Raw genomic sequence first — 18,474 nt, forward strand, 5'->3', positions numbered from 1 at the left:
AATAAGGTCTATAGATCGCTCTGTTGTTTTTTGTCATTCAATGACCGCTGTTACCGTCTCATTGATCTCAATGGGATAGAACAATGAAAATCACACATCACAATATGTGGACGAGAATGCTGTCCGTCGGCGTTGTCGTGTCCGGTATGATGCTGACGAACGGCGCGGCGGTTGCCGCCGACGAGAAACAGCCGGAACGTCCGCTGTCCGATGCGGGAGAATGGCTGGCGGAGCATGGCGTCACCCCGCATCTGATCGCCTCTCAGCTCTATTTGGGTAACCCCAGCGCGGGGACGCTCACCGACCAGCACGAAACGCTGACGATGTTTATGGCCGGCGCAGATTTCGATCTGGATCGCATGGGGCTGATTCCCGGCGGGAACATCCATTTTATGCAGCTGTGGGTGCCTTTTACTCATAATCTGGAGCTTGGCAACCAGTCTGGCGGGGTGCTGGCGGGCAATCCGCCGCCCTATATTCCTAAAACCGCGCACCTGATGCGCTTTACCTACGAACAGAAGCTGTTCGACGATCGGCTATCGATCGAGGTCGGTAAGAGCAATCCCGGCCAGTTCTTCGGTTTCACCAATTGCAATATTCCATCGGCCTGCGTGAATACCGTGCTGAATGAAACCGCGGTATTCGCGCCGCCGCCTTATGCCGGCTGGGGCGCGCGCATCGGCTACCGCTTTACGCCGGCGCTGGAGTCCGGCATCGGAGCCTGGCGCACCTATCAGGCGTTTCCGTTCACCAACGGCTGGGAAAGATGGGACGACGATTTCGGCAGCGGCAACACCCTGCTGGTCGCCAACGTGGCTAAGCGCGTCAACTGGCAGCAGGAAACGTATCCCTTTAACTGGGAAGCCATGGCGTTTCATAACTTCAAGGAGTATGACGACGTCTACTATACGGTGAACGGCACCTCCAAAGTGTACGACAGCAGCTCGCCGGTGCGTACTCACAAGGGCGTCTCCGGTGTCTATCTCACCGCCAAGAAGGCGTTGTGGCGGCGCGACGGCGGAGCCGATCCTCAGAACCCGGCGCCTAGCGCCATCAGTCTGCATGGTAGCGTAACGCAGACGCTGCAATCGCACGCTCACCGGGGCATTTCCACGCTGGCGGATACCGGGCTGATCTGGTCCGGTCCGTGGCAGAGCCGTCCTCATGACAGCTACGGCCTGACCTTCCGCTGGGCCAAGCTGACCGGCAGCGAGCAGAATTATCTGCAAGATATGTATGACGTTTCGGGTGGAACGGGGTGGCAGGTGCCGAATAACGAGTACCAACTGAGCATCGACGCCTCCATCATGCTGACGCCGGAAGTCAATTTACAGATGATCGGCGCCCGTACCTGGAATAACAGCAACTGGCAGTACCCCTATACCAGCGTCAAATCTGAGAACGGCTATACGTTCTGGCTGCAATTAAACGTTATGCTGGATAAAGTTCTCGGGCTGTAACGGCATGTGCAAATGAGCGGGGAAGGTGCTGCCTCGCTCATTATACTCAGGCGAATCAGGAGTATGGCGTTCGTTCCCCTGTTTTACCCGCCTTCTTGTTGCTGGCTGGGGATCAGTTCAACCTGTGTTTCCGGCAGCGTGTCTTCACCGTAAAGCAGGGTATCGATATTACAACGTGGTTTATGGCGATAGATATGCCGCAGTGCGGCGGCATAATATTCGTCTTTGTAGCAGGCCCAGGCAAATTCGTAGATATGACTGTGATCGAGTTCTTCCTGCCCGGCGATGCAGTCGTTGAGGCGCGGAAAAGTCGCCTCCGGCATGAGGATCTGCAACGGAAACGTGAGCATTTTCCGGTAAAAGGGCAAGTCAAGCAGGCTCCAGCGGGTGCCGCGCGCCAGCTTTTCTGGTATGACGTTCAGCGGGCGGTAAACGCGCTGTTTTACGGTGATAAGGGTCTGGTGGCCCGCATTATTCAGCAGGGCATCACGCAACGGATGGCGGCGCAGATCGATCAGGATGGCAAACAGACCATGGAGATGGAGCGGGCTGCGCCGTTCCATTCCGCGCTATTCAACCTTGAAGCGCACCTGCTGCTGAACCGCTATGCGGAACATGTGGAATTTGACCGCTGGAATGCGGTACGAGACGGCCGCTGCGTAAAGCTGGGGATTGAGTATCTGATTCCGTTCATCGCCGAGCCCGATCTCTGGCCCTATCGCGATTTACAGGGCATTGTTTGGGACAGCGCGTTGCGCGTGTTGCTACAGTCGATACGAGGCTATCCCAAGGATGCCGTCCGCTATCGTCCAATTCTGGATTCTTTCCCTGACGACACGCTGACCTTAAAAGAACATTTGATATGGTGCTATTAGGCGGGGAAATGGTTTAATCCCGCCGGGCCGCCTGTAATTTACATGGCCTAATCCAATCTGCCCCGGTTAGCCCCTCTGATTTTATGAATGTCAAAAGGTTACACGGTATGTCCCTATACCGTGCTTTCTTCTTTTCCAACCATGACGGTTATTCCCCGGACTGCAATACGGGCAGCATCAAAGCCCATATCTGCATTACCTCGTTTGGCGTTCATTTTACAGATTAATTGGTAATGCATATAGTTATCATTCTTATTAAAAGCCGCTGACTTGTCTGCCCTTACTATTCCCCCGTACTGCGGGGATTGGCCAGCGGCTGAACGAACGACGCAGCTATTTCATCATTCATTAATGGGGTAATCATGTCTTATTCGATCACAACGGGGGACGTCACTGGCAGACCCGTGCCTGCTCTACTGGCGGTTTGCATCGCCTGCGCGTTATTCAGCGCATCCCGCCATGCACAAGCCGAGACGCCGCAGGACACCGTGATTGTTGATGCCACTTCCAGTGACGAGAACAACGCTGAAAAGCAGGATTACAGCGTTAAAACCACGACTACCGGCACGAAATTACTGTTAGTACCACGTGATATTCCACAGTCGGTGAGCGTGATCAGCCAGCAGCGGATGAAAGATCAGAACCTGCAATCTATCGGCGAGGTGCTGACCAACACCACCGGCGTATCAGCTCAGATTCAGGATAGCGATCGCGTTGTGTATTACTCGCGTGGGTTCTTCATCAGTAACTATTCCTACGACGACTTACCCACCTCGATAAGCGAAGTGTGGGACTTTGGCGACACCGCCGCCGATACCGCCATTTACGATCGCATTGAAGTGGTTCGCGGCGCGAGCGGGCTGATGTCCGGTACCGGCAACCCCTCTGCCTACGTTAACATGGTGCGTAAACACGCCGACAGCCGGGAATTTACCGGTTCGGCCTCCGCCAGCTACGGTAGTTGGGACAAGCAGCGCTATGTTCTCGATCTCTCCGCCCCGCTGACCGAATCCGGCAACGTGCGTGGCCGCATGATTACCGGTTATCAGGATAACGACAGCTGGCTGGATAATTATCATTACCGCAAGAAATTCCTTTACGGCGTGGTTGATGCGGATTTGACTGATTCAACGGCTCTTTCTGTCGGCTATGAATACCAGGAAACGCACAGCGACAGCCCGACATGGGGTGGTTTGCCAACCTGGTACAGCGACGGCAGCAAAACGCACTTCGATCGCAGCTTTAATACTGCGCCGGACTGGGCATATTCCGATAAAGATGCCAGAAAAGTCTTCGCGAGTCTGGTGCAGCGCTTCGGCGACGGCTGGGAAGCGCATATCAACGGTATGCATACGGAAACAAATTTCGATAGCAAACTGATGTACAGTGATGGCTACCCGGATAAAGAGACCGGCGCGGGCGTCACCGGCTACGGCGGCTGGAACCGGGGCGAGCGTAAACAGGACGCCATAGACGCCTATGTTCGCGGCTTTGTCGACCTCTTTGGTCGCCAGCATGAAATGATGTTTGGCGGCAGCTACAGCCGTCAGCGCAACCATTACGATAACTCCATGCCTGATAGTCTTTATGGCGCTATCCCGATCGATAACTTCCTGACGTGGGATGGATCGCTGGCCGATCCGCAGTGGACGCCGTGGACACTTTACAGCAAGGATACTCTGCGTCAGAAATCGGTTTATGGCTCCGCGCGCTTCTCGCTTGCCGATCCTTTGCACCTGATCGTCGGTGCCCGCTATACAGACTGGGACGCGGAATATAATCCACCTACCTCTCCACAAAGCACTTTCACCAGCAACAAGAGTGATGTCACCCCGTATGCCGGTCTGGTGTACGACATTAACGACGCCTGGTCTGCTTACATGAGCTACACCTCTATTTTCCAGCCGCAGGATAAGCGCGACATCCAGGGACGCTTTATCGATCCCACCACCGGTAAAAGCTATGAGGCAGGCATTAAAGCGGATTGGTTTAACACCCGTCTGACCACGTCTCTGGCCGTATTCAGAATCGAACAGGATAATGTTGCCCAGTCCACCGGCAATTACATCCCGGGCAGCAGCGAACTTGCCTACGATTCGGTGGACGGTACGGTCAGTAAAGGGGTGGAGTTTGAGCTGAATGGCGCGTTGACGGATAACTGGCAGCTCACCTTCGGCGCGACCCGTTATCTTGTGAAAGCTCAAGACGGTACGGCAGTCAATCCCGACCAGCCTCGTACCCAATTGAAATTGTTCACCCGCTATCAGTTGCCGATGCTACCCGAACTGACCGTGGGCGGCGGCGTGAACTGGCAGAACAAAGTCTGGAATGCGGTTGCCGGCCCTCAGGGCGATACTCGGGCGGAGCAAGGCAGCTATGGCATCGTCAACCTGTTCAGCCGTTATCAGGTGACGAAAAACTTTGCCGTGCAGGCCAATCTCAACAACCTGTTCGACAAAGAGTATTACGACTACGTATCCCAATACGCCGTCTACGGCGCACCGCGTAATTTCTCGGTAACCGCCAGCTACAACTTCTGATTTTCTCTGTCTGAGATAAAAGCCCGCCTTCATAGAAGTCGGGCTTTTATCGTCAAAGGAGAGTGACAATGCCGGATGCAAAAACGCGGATAGCCGGGTAATTTTCTGGCCGTGCGTCATTATCATGTTGAATGAGTGCTATCATAAATCTTCCCTCTGTCGGGTATTGCCTGGACGGGATAATGAGAGGGATTTTCTACAGCCAACGGTCCGGGCAGCATTAATTTGAGGTCAGGCAATGAGCAAAGGAACAACAGGTAGTGACGCCCCGTTTGGAACATTGTTGGGGTACGCGCCGGGCGGTGTAGCGATTTATTCATCAAATTACAGAAGTTTGGATCCGCAAAACATGCCGGATGACGCCTCGTTTCGTAGCTATATCGACAACGAATATATGGGGCATAAATGGCAGTGCGTCGAGTTTGCCCGTCGTTTTCTGTTTTTGACCTATGGCTTCGTCTTTACCGACGTCAGCATGGCGTATGAAATCTTCTCTCTGCGCTTTTTGCGCCAGGTCGTTAATGACAATATCCTGCCTTTACAAGCCTTTGCCAACGGTTCTCGCCGCGCGCCGGCGGCGGGTTCGCTGCTTATCTGGCAAAAAGGCGGCGAGTTTAAGGATACCGGGCACGTAGCGGTGATTACCCAGCTATTGGGCAATAAAGTTCGCGTCGCCGAGCAGAACGTGCTTCACACACTCTTGCCACAAGGGCAGCAGTGGACGCGCGAGCTGACGCTGGAAGTGACCGACGGCCATTACACTATTCGCGACACTTTCGATGACACCACTATCCTCGGCTGGATGATTCAGACCGACGAGACGGAGCACAGTCTGCCGCAGCCGATCATTCCCGGAGAGGCGTTGGCCATTCACGGTGCGCGGCTGGACAATCAAGGCCAGTTCGCCGGCAAGTGGCTCAACGAGCAGGATCCCTTGCAGATGGCCTATGTGAAGGCGAATGGCGGCCACGTTATCAACCAGGATCCCTATCAATATTTCACCATCACCGAATGCGCCGAGCAGGAACTGATCAAGGCGACCAATGAACTGCATCTGATGTACCTGCACGCTACCGATAAAGTGATGAAAGATGACGATTTACTGGCGCTTTTTGATATCCCCAAAATTCTCTGGCCGCGTTTACGGCTTTCCTGGCAGCGGCGTCGACACGATATGATCACTGGCCGCATGGATTTCTGCATGGATGAGCGCGGCCTGAAAGTCTATGAATACAATGCGGATTCCGCTTCCTGTCACACCGAAGGCGGACTGATCCTCGAACAGTGGGCCCGCAAAGGGGGCTTTGACAAGGGGAATAATCCGGCGGAAGAGTTGTTAGGCGAGCTGACCGGCGCCTGGAAACACAGTCTGGCACGCCCCTTTGTCCACATCATGCAGGACAAGGATCTGGAGGAGAATTACCACGCCCAGTTTATGCAACGTGCCCTGACGCAGGCCGGTTTCGACAGCAAAATACTCTACGGGCTTGATGAGCTGCGCTGGGATGCCGCTGGGCAACTCATCGATAGCGATGGCCGGCTGGTTAACTGCGTCTGGAAAACATGGGCCTGGGAGACCGCGATAGAACAGGTGCGTGAGGTCAGCGCAACCGAATATGCGGCGCTACCGATCCGTACCGGGCACCCGAATAACGAAGTTCTCCTGATCGATGTGCTTCTGCGTCCCGAAGTGATGGTCTTTGAGCCGCTGTGGACGGTGATCCCCGGCAATAAAGCGATTCTTCCAGTGCTGTGGTCGTTGTTCCCGCATCATCCCTATCTGCTGGATACCGATTTTGAGGTGACCGACGTACTGGCGAAAACCGGTTACGCGATCAAACCGATTTCCGGACGCTGCGGCAGCAACATTGACCTGGTCAGCCACCACGATGAAGTGCTCGATAGAACTTCCGGCAAGTTCGTCGATCGGAAAAATATCTACCAGCAGCTGTGGTGCCTGCCCAATGTCGCCGGAAAATACATTCAGGTCTGTACCTTTACCGTTGGCGGCAACTATGGCGGCGCCTGCCTGCGTGGCGATGATTCGCTGGTCATCAAAAAAGAGAGTGATATTGAGCCGCTGATTGTGCTGAAAGATAATCAGAGGTAGCGTCGGGCGGCGTGCGTTGCCGCAGAAAAGGGCGAGCCTCATGGATGAGGCTGCCACGATAACGTCGTCATGAGGTTTTAGTTCCCGATGCGATTCCTCTGTACCATCGAGAGAATCACATGGAACAGCTCATCTTTTGCCTGCTGTTCCGTAATAACCCCTTGAACCGTTGCATAAGATAACCCTTCGGCGGAACCGAGCATTGCCCGAAGCGCGGCGTCATGAAGCGGCTGACCACCGCAGAACGGTGCAAATAGTTTGCGACATTTCTCCGTAAACGTAGTGGCGTAATCCTGTCTGATTTGTTCAAGTTCGGGAGTTCCGGTGAGCGCCGCCATTACGTTGGGCATTTCACGCCCCTGAAGCAGCACGCACTCAACGTATGATGTGGCAATGACCGACGCCAGTTGCTCAAGCACTGGCTCTGTATTTCGGATAATTTCATCCATCTGCGCCGTCTGGCGATGATCAAATTCTTTATAGAGTGCGGCGAACAGCCCGGAACGGCTGGTAAAATGATCGTAAACCACGGGTTTCGTCACGCCTGCTCGCTCCGCCAGGCGTCCTAGCGTGAGCGCTTCTGTACCTTCCTCCCGGATAATCCGCCATGCGGCTTCTATCAGCTGTACATGGCGCTCTTCTCTTGATAAACGCTGTCGTGCGCGCGGTATGGGCATTGCCGATATTTCCTGTTGACATGATTATATACCAAAGGTAACTTACCATTGGTAGGTTACTGTTAGTATATAAGACTAACTGTGGTGCCGTTTCATCGCAATAGGGAGTCCCCGAATGCATGCATTAATTGTTGTTTCTCATCCTCTTAATACCTCACTGACCCATAGTGTCGCTACCGTAATAGCGAAAGGGATCGCTGAATCAAATCCGGAAAATACGTTTGAAATAGCGGATCTTATGCAGGAAGGGTTTAATCCGAGTTTTTCTGCGTCAGATGTAGCTGCTTTTCAGCAAACAGGCAAAACGCCGCCCGACGTCGCTGCCGAGCAGTTGCGTATCGACAACGCGGATGCGCTTGTTCTGGTATTTCCGATCTATTGGTGGTCAATGCCGGGGTTACTGAAAGGGTGGATCGATCGCGTTTTTTCAAACGGCTGGGCTTATGAAGACACTGCGGATGGAAACGTGTTAAAGAAACTGGGACATTTGCCGGTGCACCTTATTGCGCTGGGCGCCGCCGATCAAAGGACATTCGAAAAGCACGGTTATTCCGATGCCTTTAATGCACAGATAGTACACGGGATTTTTGACTATTGCGGTGCGCAGGTGGTGACCTCTGAAATGCTGCTGATGCCGGAGTTGAAAACATCTGAGGCTTGTCTCGAAGCCGGACGTAATATTGGGAGGCGTATTTTCCAGGATGCCAACATATCGTGATGTAATGACATTAGCGTTACATGTGTTGCGTGGAGCTAAAGCAAGTGTGCTTACAGGATGAATAACCTTGTTCTGGACTTTAGTGATTTATCAAATATGGAAAAATATGGGGTCTTGAAACCCGTTGTTGCTATGTTTATTTGAGTGAGGCTCACAAGTACCATACTCCTCCAAAAGGAAATCCTCCTCTTCCGGCTTTTCCTGATGCTAAACGCTCACCACGCAAAACACCGATACAAGGTGGTGGCGGATTAAGAGCCAGATGGAAAGATTCAGATGGAAAAATTTATGAGTGGGACTCCCAACATGGGACAGTAGAAGTGTATGATCGGTCGGGAAGAACGCATCTGGGGGAATTTGATCCAGTCACTGGTGAACAAACAAAGTCAGCCGACTCACGCAGAAGGGTAGAAAAATAATGATAGTTTATTCTGTCGAAATTTATGACAAAGTGACTGAAAATTTTGTTCGTGAAGTGAACATCTCAAAATCAAAAATAGACGCAGTTGCTGAAATTATGAAGTGGGAAGGTAGCGATAAAGATTCTTTTATCAGTGGCATTGGAGGATTTAACGTCACTAAGGAACAGGCTATCTTGCTGGAAGCATTACTGGGTGTGAAATTTTTTGCTGAAGATGTGATTATTCAGATCTCAGGTGGAGAAATATGATTTAAATCGCAGTCTAGAAAAAGGGTTTGGAAGCCCTTTTTGTGTTTCAGAAAAACTTATTAATAAGATATTAACTTACTTCTGCTTCTTGATAGCTACGATACAGAGTATCGAGCCTTTCTCACAAAATAAAAGAAAGGATCTCTTTTGCTTGGGAGTTTTAAATTTCAACAACGGCATAAATTAATGTCCGACAATCTCGCCCATTGATATTTCCGGTTGCCGCCAGACCACTTTTTTGCCGCTCAGCATATACTGGTGGGACAAGACAGTAGCGCTTTCAGGCTCCGCTTGCCAGGCATACCGGAGTACGCCTTATTGTGATAACAATGCCTGTTTAAAAAATAGGCTTGTCATCCGGCATTAATTCCCATTCAGTCTGATAATATTGGCCGCCAGTAAATCTTTTTCCTGCCCATTTATTCGCGCTGTTGCGGAATCAATATGGAGTGTGAAGTCATTCTGACAAAAATCTGTTGTTTGTTGGGGAACCAGTGTGGATGAGCGAAAGGAACTATATTCCCGACCATTCAGGCTCTCATTCATGGTATTCATGCCAAAAGGTGCAAACGCCAGCGTATATTTCCCAGTGATGCCCTCAGTATTTTTTAATGTGACGGCCACGCGAAGATTGGTAATTTCACCGATTTTATCCGTATCGACAATAAAATGATTTTCACACTCCATCGCAGGATCGCTACCTCCAAAAAATCTACCGTTGGTTTTCAATATCAACGTAGGTAACGTCTGGCTGCTTTGTTCACGAGCGAGGTTATCGTTAATGCAGTGCGAAATATAATCGGCTTTGTTATCGCCCATACTTGTCTGTGTACGATATTGCCAGGCCTTCTGACAATCAACCGTTACACCTTGCCCATTGAAATAGCTCCATGCCAGATATTTTGCCACTCTTGATCTCGATATGCCCATTTCATAGGCTTTGGTAAATAGCGTCAGCGCCTTGCTGTAGTCAACGTTAACACCTTCACCGGTGTAATACATCTCTGCAAGATTGATAATGGCATAGTTATTACTCTGCTGTGCCGCGCGCTCAAACCACGTGATGGCTTCTTGCGGAGAGGCGTTTACGCCCCAACGCCCTTCTCGGTAGGCTAAACCAAGAAGATTCTGTGATTCGGGTTCACCCCCCTCTGCCGCGCGACGAAACCAGCGTAACGCTTCAACGTTGTTATCTTTAACCGTGGAGTAACCGAAATTATAAAAATGTCCAACGTAGAAATTGGCTTTAGGATCGCCCTGTCGCGCCCAACGCTTTGCCAACCGTAACGTGTCGCTTTTACTGAATCCGATACGGCTGAATATGCGCAGAGTCTCGGCATCTGCAGAGTTTAAAAAACGGGAAACATACTCCAGTACCGGTACACGCATCTCTGCATCGGTTTCTGCCTTTGCTTTGGCCTTATAAATTGTGTCCCCGAGCTTTCTGGTAATCTCAATATCAATATCCGATGCGTTAATCTTTTCCAACAGTTGGCTGGCTCGCTCTTTATCCTCCGGCACGTCAATGCCATATTGATAAAAATATCCTGCGTTATAACAGCCGTAGTATCCGCCTAGTGCGCAGGCTTGTTGATAATAATCTATTGCTTGCTGGGTATCTTTAGGAACGGAAACGCCAAATTCATAGACAAAACCCAACGTGGAGAGTGCCCGAGGATCCGCATGTTTTGCTAAATCGATGAGGGCGGTAAGTGCGACGACATCTTGCTGTTCAAGGCGATCATAGAGCCGCTCTACATCATTAGTGTCCTCTGCGAAAGCAGAGCAAGATAAGCTCAACAGCAGCATTAATACCAATATCTTCTTCATTGTTAACGACTCTCTTGTCATATTTTTCCTAATGCGAACGGTATAATTACTCTCCAGAGGGAAAGGCGGAGGATAACATTATGCCAGTAGCAAAAGGCGTTTCTGCTAAACGCGGGACATTGAATTTACGTATCAAACCTGCGGAGCGCGGCCTTATTGATCGTGCAGCGAAAGCCAAAGGAAAAACCGTACTGATTTTGTACTGGAGATGTCCGTGCTGTTGCTGAGGTTGCGTTGATCGAACCGCGCATCATTATGGCAAATCCAGAAGCTTATCAAAAATTTCTTGCTCGTCTGAATCAAGCCCCTGAGCCTCTCTACGCTGGACATGTTCTATCCTCATTCTGTTGCGTCGTGGATTCTATGGGCAACTGGCTGAAACAGCGAACTGATCTTCTCCCTGAAAACAGCGCCAGGGAATACAGTGCATCACCGCTGTAAATTCCCGGATAAAGATGTGTGAACGGGATGACGATATAACGTTTTTCCCGTACGTCCCGTAGATGTGATAAGGCCGGGGATTGTTCCAACCATGCGATTTTACTCGCCGCCGTTGACCATACCGAAAGGACCGTCTTTGGGCGCGACATACAGGCCGGGAACATACATCTGCAATACGCGGGTGATATCCGCGTCGGGGAATTGACTAAAAGTGAAGAATAAACCACCTACTGCCAGACGAGGCAGAGAAAAGAGTCGTGTTGCCATGATTTCTCTTGGATCAAAAGAATATAGTCTAGATTGATTTTCTGATGTTATGTTATAACATATCAATTTGAAGTGAAAAGAAAAGTGAAGCCGACTGCCGTGCGATCTTCCTCGTAGCAGGCGGTGTTTTGCTATCCGAGGCGAATCATGAACACCGATAATCGTATTCCCGTAACCGTCCTGACCGGATTCCTGGGATCAGGTAAAACCACGTTACTGAATCATATTCTCAGCCAGCAGCACGGGTTACGCGTGGCCGTAATAGAGAATGAATTTGGTGAAATCGGTATCGACGATGCACTGGTCATCAATGCCGATGAAGAAGTTTTCGAAATGAATAATGGCTGTATCTGTTGCACGGTACGGGGCGATCTGATCCGTATCTTGAATCGGCTGATGCGTCGCCGCGATAAGTTTGACCGTATCCTGATTGAAACTACCGGGATGGCGAACCCCGGCCCCGTTTCACAGACCTTTTTTATTGATGAAGACGTCAGCGCTGCTCTGCGCCTTGACGGCATCATCACCGTCGTGGATGCCAGACATGCTGGGTTGCATCTGAATGACAGCAGCGAACTTCGCGAACAGATTGCGTTTGCCGATGTTCTCCTGCTGAACAAGGCCGATCTGGTCACACCCGCCGAACTCGACGAACTGGAGACGCGCTTGCGTGGCATGAATGCTCTGGCGCGCATTTATCGCACTGTCAATGCGGATGTGGATATCCCGACGGTGTTGGACGTCGGCGGATTTGATTTACAGCGCGTGTTACAGGAACGCCCGCAGTTCCTGGAACCAGAATATCCTTTCGAGTGGACAGGTATCTGGCATCTGCCAGCGAGCGTGGCCGAATTGCATTACACCGCTGGCCCCGATCCGTTCATCGACGCCTTGTTCACTGCTGTGGCGGGAAGCGACGAGAAAACCTTTACTCAGCTTACCGAACAGGCGGATAAGGCTTTTTCCCGCGACAGTCTGCGTGGTGAAGTGGAGGACGAATTAGCGCCATCGTCTCGGGTCGTATCGCTGCTGGTGCCAGAAACCGGCACTCAGACGCTTAGGCTGACTATCCCCGAAGAAGGGGACTATGCTTTGGTGACCGAACACCTGCCCGACGAGTTTGACCTCGAACTGCACTACGATGGTGTGGTGCAGAATCCCATCGTGTCCCGTGCTTTCAGTGCAGCGCACAGCCATGACGAGGAAGTGACGTCCGTTGGCATTACTGTGGATGGCGCACTTTCGGAATATAAATTAAACAACTGGTTGTGCCTGCTTCTGAGGTTGCGGGGGCAGGATATCTTCCGTTTCAAGGGGATCCTGAATCTGGCAGGAAAAAACCAGCGGGTGGTTTTCCAGGGTGTCCATATGCTGATGGATGTCAAAGTTGATCGTGACTGGAAAGCCGGTGAACCGAGACGCAGCGAGATCGTCTTTATCGGTCGCAATCTGGACCGCGAGATGTTGAACCGTGGAGTGCAGGCATGTCTGGCGTGACGGGTAGATCTGAACCCCGACAGCAGTTAGTTCCGCTGTGGATGGCGCACGATCATGACTATATCAACCTGCTGGCCTGGTCACCGACAGAACGGTTACTGGCCTGCGCCAGCGCAGACGGCGGGGTGGCCGTGTACGCGGGAGACGACGGGCATTTGCTGTGGCGGCATTCGGCACATGGATTAGGTACGACGGCGCTGGCTTGGTCGCCGGACGGGCAGAGACTTGCCAGCGGAGGGCAGGATGACCATATCGTGATATGGGAACCGGTAACCGGCGAACCGTGGGGATGCTGGAAAGCAGGCCGGGGCTGGGTGGAAAAGCTGAGCTGGTCACCTGATGGTGTTCTCGCCAGCATCGCCGGTAAGGAGCTCAAACTGTGGGATGAACGGGGCTTACTGCGGCAGGCGTTTGAACCGGCGGACAGTACGTTGACGGGGCTGGAGTGGATGGCTGACGGCAGTCTGCTGACGGCGTGTTACGGCCAGGTTAGCCGCTGGCGTCCCGGCAAGGCAGAGCCAGTACGGAATTATTTCTGGAAAGGGTCGCTGCTCAGTTTGGCGGTTAGTCCGGATGGCGCGTGGATAGCGGCGGGCAGCCAGGAAGGTATCGTGCAGTTATGGACGACATCTGGAGGAAAATCGTGCCAGATGAGCGGTTATAACGCCAAGGTTCGTCATCTCTGCTGGAGCCATGATGGTCGGTTGTTCGCTACCGGTGGCGGCGAGGAAATATTGATCTGGGATTGCGGTGGTGACGGGCCTGAAGGCTCGGAGCCTGACTACTTGCCGGTACATCTGGGAACGATAACAGCGCTTTCGTTCAGCCCTGTTGGTATGTGGATTGCCAGTGGTGCGGCGGAGGACTGTAGCCTGTTTCTTTATGATACAGCAAGCCGTCGGCAACTGGCGGTTCTGGTGGATAATGAAGCAGTAAGCGCGCTGTGCTGGCATCCGGAAGGAGAATATCTGACGGCAGGTTATGCGGACGGAACGGTCAAATTGCTGCGGTTGACCGGTTACCGCTGAGAGAAGATGAATGGAGAGAGTACCGCTAACGATCCTGAACGGCTTTCTTGGCGTGGGAAAAACCACGCTATTAAAGAGTCTGCTGGTACAGGCACACCAGCAGCAGCTTTCGGTGTGCGTCATCGTGAACGATATGAGCGAACTGGATGTCGACGGTGTCCTGATTGCCAATACGGAAATTGTCGGGGCGGAAAAGCACAATTTTGTGACCATTTCCGCCGACAGTATCAGCAGCGCCAGTGGTATCCAGAAACTGGATACCGCGCTGAACCAGTTACTATCTTACCAGCAGCCAGCGCATATTTTACTGGAAACGTCCGGTAGTAGTCATCCGCTGCCGCTGGTGAAGTACCTGCGCAATCATCCGCGGGTCAGCCTGAAAGGGCTGTTAACGCTGGTGGATGCCGTGATGCTGCATGACGATTTTGATGGCGGAGAAACGCTGCTCGATATGTGGCAGGAGAATCTGCGGCACGGTCGTCGGGGAATGGAAAACCTGCTGGCGGAACAGGTGCTGTTTTGCAGCCACCTATTGCTGACCAAGAACGATCGCCTGCCTTTTTATCGAGTTACCGATATGGCGCAACGCCTTCATACCATCAATCCTTGCGTTTCAGTGATGGCCGTGCCGTGGGGCAACCTGCAACTTGCCGAAGTACTTGCCATGCCAGATTACGATTTTCACCGGGTAGCGATGCTGATTGACGAACTGGAATCCGAAATCGAAATAACTCCGGGACAACCTTACGACATTGAAGCGCGAGTGCTGGAAGACGACCGGCCTTTCCACCCGCAGCGGCTCTGGGATACCTATCATCAGTTTCTCGGTACTGGCATACACCGCAGTAAAGGTTTTTTCTGGCTGCCGAACCGGGATGATTTGGCCTTGCTGTGGAATCAGGCGGCGGGCAGCATCAGCCTGGAGTTTGTCAGCTACTGGAAAGCGGGTGTGCTGACTCACAATGATCCGTTGCTGGCCGAGGAAGAGCGTGAAGCACTACGTCGGCAGTTACAGCGACAGTGGCCCGGTCGTTTCGGCGACAGACGTTGCCGTCTGACGGTTATCGGGCAGCGGCTTTTTTTCGTGTTTCTTCCGGTCGGCCTCCACGNTTGCCACCGACTCCAGCCCGAAGCGCTGTCTCTGCCGCTCAAGTCGGCCGATATACGGCTGGCTGTCATGCACGTTGCCCGGCGTCACATGGGTATCCATGATGATGCCGTGTTTCCCGTCCACCGTGCGGTGGTCCAGATAGAAGAAGCCCTGCGGCTTGTTGTCCCGGTGCATGAAGCCGCTTTCCGGGCCGGTGGTGCTGACCTTGGTGTTCTTAACGGCGGCTTCGCTTTCTGGCTTGCTTTTTACGGCGGGCAGCGGCTTTTTTTCGTGTTGCTTCCGGTCGGCCTCCACGGCGGCGTTAAGCTGTTCCAGATACTCGCTCACCCCTTCCGGGCGCCGTTCGTTCACCGCCTTGCGTGGGTTGGCGTCGGCTTTCAGGTGCGTACTGTCGGTATACAGTACCCGGCCGTTGGCCATTCCGTTTGCCAGCGCCTGCTCGACGATATGGTCAAAAATCTGCTGGAAGACCTCGCTGTCGTTAAAGCGGCGGAGGCGGTTCTGGCTGAGGGTGGAGGCGTCAGGCACTTTTTCGGTCAGGCCCATGCGCAGGAACCAGCGGTAGGCGACGTTGACCTGGATTTCTTTCGTAACCGCTCGGCGAACTCACATTGCGCCCTGAAGTAACATTATAGACTGGTCGGTATTAGCTAAAGCTATTTTCGGCGTAAGGCAACAGCTCGCTGATCCGGTTGTTGGGCCAGGTAGGCAAGCGCGTTAATACGTCACGCAGCCAGATATAAGGATCGTGGCCGTTGAGTTTCGCGGTTTCCAGCAGACTCAGGATAGACGCCATCCTTTGCCCGGCACGCAGCGACCCGGCAAAGAGCCAGTTCTTGCGGCCTACGGCCACCCCCCTCTGTCAGGATAGTTGTCACCCCCTATTGAAAATCTAAATGGGGGCAATGGAGCCTGATATGAAACGTTATTCACCGGAACCTAAGGCCGCGGTATTGGTAAAATTATTGCCGCCTTACAAACATGACCGTCTCCTTGCTGGCTCAGCAGGAAGGAATTTCTGACGCAACCCTGTATAATTGGCGTAATCAGGCCAGACTGGAGGGGAAACCGGTGCCCGGAGCCAATAAAACCACTGAGCAATGGTCGAGCGAAGCCCGTTTTGCCGTCATTGTTGAAACCGCCACGCTCAGTGAGGCGGAATTAGGGGAATACTGTCGTCGCAAGGGACTCTATCCACAGCAAATAGCACAGTGGAAGCAGGCTTTTATCGAACAGAATAACGATAGCCCCTCGGATAAAGCGCAGTTAAAGCAACAGGCTAAAGAAAACAAGCAACTTAAACGTGAACTGGCGCGAAAAGAAAAAGCGCTGGCGGAGGCTGCCGCCTTGCTGGTACTGCGAAAAAAGCTCAACCGTTACTACGGGATGGAAGACGAGGACGACTGACGCCCGTCCTCGAACGCGTGCAGTTTATCCAGTGGATAAGGGAGGCGATGAGCCAGGGGGCACGTCTGGCTCTGGCCTGCCGGGAAGTGAATATCAGCCTGAGAACCTGGAAGAGATGGCACGGGCAGGCCGAAGATCGGCGTCCCACCGCAGTACGTCCGACCCCGGGCAATAAACTGACGCTGGCGGAGGAACAGCAGGTACTGACCGTGTGTAACCAGCCGGAATACGCCAGCCTGCCCCCTGCGCAGATCGTGCCGCGTCTGGCGGACAATGGCGTCTATCTGGCGAGCGAATCAACGTTTTACCGGATACTTCGGCGCCATGGTCAGGTTCATCATCGCGGCCGCAGTCGGGCGCCGGTAACCATCAGTAAGCCGACCAGCTACCATGCCGTCGCCCCCTGTCAGGTCTGGACCTGGGATGTGACATGGTGTGCGTCACGGGTACGAGGCCGTTATTTTTATCTGTATCTGATAGAAGATATTTTTAGCCGGAAAATCGTCGGTTATGAGGTTCATGAAGAGGGGAACGGTGAGCACGCTGCCGCGTTGCTGCACCGTGCCGTACTGCGTGAGCGATGCTACCGGCAACCGCTGGTGTTGCACGCCGACAACGGTGGACCGATGAAGTCCCAAACGTTAAAGGCAAAACTGGAAGAGCTGAATATCACGGGTTCGCACAGTCGGCCTCGGGTCAGTAACGACAATCCGTTCGTGGAGTCATTGTTCAGAACGTTAAAATATGTGCCGGGCTGGCCGTCAGCCGGCTTCACGGGTCTATGAAGTCAGACGGTGGGTTGAGCGCTTTAGCCGCTGGTATAACGAAGCGCATCGGCATAGCGGCATCGGTTATGTCACACCGGAACAGCGCCACTAGGGACAAGATATAAGTCTGCTGGCAAACAGAAAAGCGGTATATGAAGCGGCGAGGAAAGTCAGACCGGGTCGATGGTCAAGGCAATGTCGTCAATGGCAGCGTGAAGGCGTGGTGATGTTAAATCCGGATAAGCCACAAAACGCATCAGAAAAAGCAGCCTGAAAACTCATTAAGGGTGACAACTTCGTTGACAGCTACCGGCATCACCACCTCAATAGACTGATATAACTCGCTATCTTTGATGGCGTGGGATTTAGCCGCCTTAGTGAATCATTTGGTTTTGAATACACGCATCAGGCCGACATCCTGTAACCTTAACTATAGCACTAAGTGCTAGATTACTTTTTTTTCTGGCAGAGTCAAAGCGCTTGAAGTCTGCAAAACTTTGTCATGTTTTTAACCACGAACCCCTGCTGTCGATGACAGCCACTAATGTTTCCAGTATCGGGATGATATGAGTGACCTGTGAGAAACGCCTCCGGGTGGTCACACTGCCAAAGTCATAGGGAATGGAGCGTGGTCTGAGACTGACGCCTTCGGGCGACCACTTGATACCCTTGAAAGGAAGGGAGCGCGGTTAGAAGCGCGGTAAATCTGCTTAACTTCTACAAGCAGATGTCGTCAGGGCCGCTATGAGCGTGACGATGAAGGCCACTACTTTACTTCAAGCCCAATATTGCAGTGGGCTTCACTATACCCAGCCAGAGAGCGGCTTCCATACCGTAGGAGACTGGCCTGTAGCTGCAAATCGTTGTGGTGATTTCACTTCATAAGTGGCTTAAACAGCGCTTATCCTCGTAAGTTCACGTTATCGTGCAACTTAGACTTTACTCGTCTCAATGATTTGCGTCTGCGCGTGTGAACGTGCGCGCTGCTAAGCGCCTGCCTGCAACGTCTGCAACGTCTGCACCGGCGTCACTTTTTCTGTGTCAACGGATGAAAGTGACGCCGCAGTCTAAGACGC

The 18,474-nt window shown here is 52.6% G+C and carries 12 protein-coding genes and 7 pseudogenes; 13 read left to right on the forward strand and 6 right to left on the reverse strand.

All coding sequences use genetic code 11. From position 1 onward, the window contains the following. Positions 1–83 precede the first annotated feature (83 nt). Positions 84–1,460 carry a carbohydrate porin gene (locus tag DDT52_RS09670; RefSeq protein WP_247595510.1) on the forward strand — a complete coding sequence of 459 codons (1,377 nt, stop codon included), beginning with the start codon at positions 84–86 and terminating at the stop codon, positions 1,458–1,460. Between the two features lie 104 nt (positions 1,461–1,564). Here DDT52_RS09670 and DDT52_RS21160 read toward each other — a convergent pair. Next, positions 1,565–1,867, reverse strand: a pseudogene (locus DDT52_RS21160) (heparinase II/III domain-containing protein); the annotation flags it as partial. On the opposite strand from DDT52_RS21160, the pseudogene DDT52_RS09675 reads away from it, so the two are divergent. The 3 genes and pseudogenes from DDT52_RS09675 to gss all read left to right on the forward strand — a co-directional run. Continuing rightward, a pseudogene (locus tag DDT52_RS09675) lies at positions 1,868–2,335 on the forward strand (alginate lyase family protein); the annotation flags it as partial. 362 nt (positions 2,336–2,697) lie between these two features. Beyond that, entirely contained in the window at positions 2,698–4,875 is a 2,178-nt protein-coding gene (gene fhuE, locus DDT52_RS09680; protein ID WP_136156163.1) for a ferric-rhodotorulic acid/ferric-coprogen receptor FhuE, read from the forward strand. Positions 4,876–5,113: 238 nt separating this feature from the next. Then, complete coding sequence (gss, locus tag DDT52_RS09685) at positions 5,114–6,985, forward strand: bifunctional glutathionylspermidine amidase/synthase (protein WP_136156164.1); 1,872 nt, start codon at positions 5,114–5,116, stop codon at positions 6,983–6,985. Positions 6,986–7,062: 77 nt separating this feature from the next. Here gss and DDT52_RS09690 read toward each other — a convergent pair whose 3' ends face one another. Beyond that, a complete protein-coding gene (locus DDT52_RS09690; protein ID WP_136156165.1) occupies positions 7,063–7,662 on the reverse strand; it encodes a TetR/AcrR family transcriptional regulator in 600 nt (199 codons plus the stop codon). A 115-nt stretch (positions 7,663–7,777) separates the two neighbouring features. On the opposite strand from DDT52_RS09690, the gene DDT52_RS09695 reads away from it, so the two are divergent. From DDT52_RS09695 to DDT52_RS09705, 3 genes are all read left to right on the forward strand, one after another. Continuing rightward, a complete protein-coding gene (locus DDT52_RS09695; RefSeq protein ID WP_136156166.1) occupies positions 7,778–8,380 on the forward strand; it encodes an NAD(P)H-dependent oxidoreductase in 603 nt (200 codons plus the stop codon). Between the two features lie 140 nt (positions 8,381–8,520). Beyond that, on the forward strand, positions 8,521–8,799 hold the full coding sequence (locus tag DDT52_RS09700) for a colicin E3/pyocin S6 family cytotoxin (RefSeq protein ID WP_247595511.1): 279 nt from the start codon (positions 8,521–8,523) through the stop codon (positions 8,797–8,799). Further along, entirely contained in the window at positions 8,799–9,050 is a 252-nt protein-coding gene (locus tag DDT52_RS09705) for a DUF7683 domain-containing protein (RefSeq protein WP_136156167.1), read from the forward strand. The genes DDT52_RS09700 and DDT52_RS09705 overlap by 1 nt, the downstream gene beginning before the upstream one ends. Positions 9,051–9,413: 363 nt before the next feature. Here DDT52_RS09705 and DDT52_RS09710 read toward each other — a convergent pair whose 3' ends face one another. Further along, positions 9,414–10,880: a tetratricopeptide repeat protein gene (locus DDT52_RS09710; RefSeq protein ID WP_168709755.1), complete on the reverse strand. Its 1,467-nt coding sequence runs from the start codon at positions 10,878–10,880 to the stop codon at positions 9,414–9,416. An 80-nt stretch (positions 10,881–10,960) separates the two neighbouring features. Between DDT52_RS09710 and DDT52_RS09715 the strand changes: the two are divergent. Both DDT52_RS09715 and DDT52_RS21165 read left to right on the forward strand, forming a co-directional pair. After that, positions 10,961–11,195 (forward strand): annotated as a pseudogene (locus DDT52_RS09715) (type II toxin-antitoxin system TacA family antitoxin); the annotation flags it as partial. After that, a pseudogene (locus tag DDT52_RS21165) lies at positions 11,175–11,267 on the forward strand (GNAT family N-acetyltransferase); the annotation flags it as partial. The pseudogenes DDT52_RS09715 and DDT52_RS21165, both read left to right, overlap by 21 nt. Before the next feature lie 153 nt (positions 11,268–11,420). Here the strand turns inward: DDT52_RS21165 and DDT52_RS20920 are convergent. After that, entirely contained in the window at positions 11,421–11,588 is a 168-nt protein-coding gene (locus DDT52_RS20920) for a hypothetical protein (RefSeq protein WP_168709756.1), read from the reverse strand. Positions 11,589–11,735: 147 nt separating this feature from the next. Between DDT52_RS20920 and DDT52_RS09720 the strand changes: the two genes are divergently transcribed. From DDT52_RS09720 to DDT52_RS09730, 3 genes are all read left to right on the forward strand, one after another. Continuing rightward, positions 11,736–13,085, forward strand: coding sequence for a CobW family GTP-binding protein (locus DDT52_RS09720; RefSeq protein ID WP_136156169.1), 1,350 nt, complete (start codon positions 11,736–11,738; stop codon positions 13,083–13,085). Continuing rightward, positions 13,073–14,113 carry a WD40 repeat domain-containing protein gene (locus tag DDT52_RS09725; protein WP_136156170.1) on the forward strand — a complete coding sequence of 347 codons (1,041 nt, stop codon included), beginning with the start codon at positions 13,073–13,075 and terminating at the stop codon, positions 14,111–14,113. The genes DDT52_RS09720 and DDT52_RS09725 overlap by 13 nt, the downstream gene beginning before the upstream one ends. A gap of 10 nt (positions 14,114–14,123) precedes the next feature. Further along, a partial coding sequence (locus tag DDT52_RS09730; protein ID WP_136156315.1) for a CobW family GTP-binding protein occupies positions 14,124–15,222 on the forward strand: 1,099 nt, incomplete at its 3' end. 1 nt (position 15,223) lies between these two features. Here DDT52_RS09730 and DDT52_RS09735 read toward each other — a convergent pair. Next, a pseudogene (locus DDT52_RS09735) lies at positions 15,224–15,824 on the reverse strand (transposase); the annotation flags it as partial. A 46-nt stretch (positions 15,825–15,870) separates the two neighbouring features. Further along, positions 15,871–16,074 (reverse strand): annotated as a pseudogene (locus tag DDT52_RS09740) (transposase domain-containing protein); the annotation flags it as partial. Between the two features lie 67 nt (positions 16,075–16,141). On the opposite strand from DDT52_RS09740, the pseudogene DDT52_RS09745 reads away from it, so the two are divergent. Then, a pseudogene (locus tag DDT52_RS09745) lies at positions 16,142–17,672 on the forward strand (IS3 family transposase). Positions 17,673–18,474: the final 802 nt, after the last annotated feature.

The sequence above is a fragment of the Brenneria roseae subsp. roseae genome (assembly GCF_003115845.1).
Taxonomy (GTDB): domain Bacteria; phylum Pseudomonadota; class Gammaproteobacteria; order Enterobacterales; family Enterobacteriaceae; genus Brenneria; species Brenneria roseae.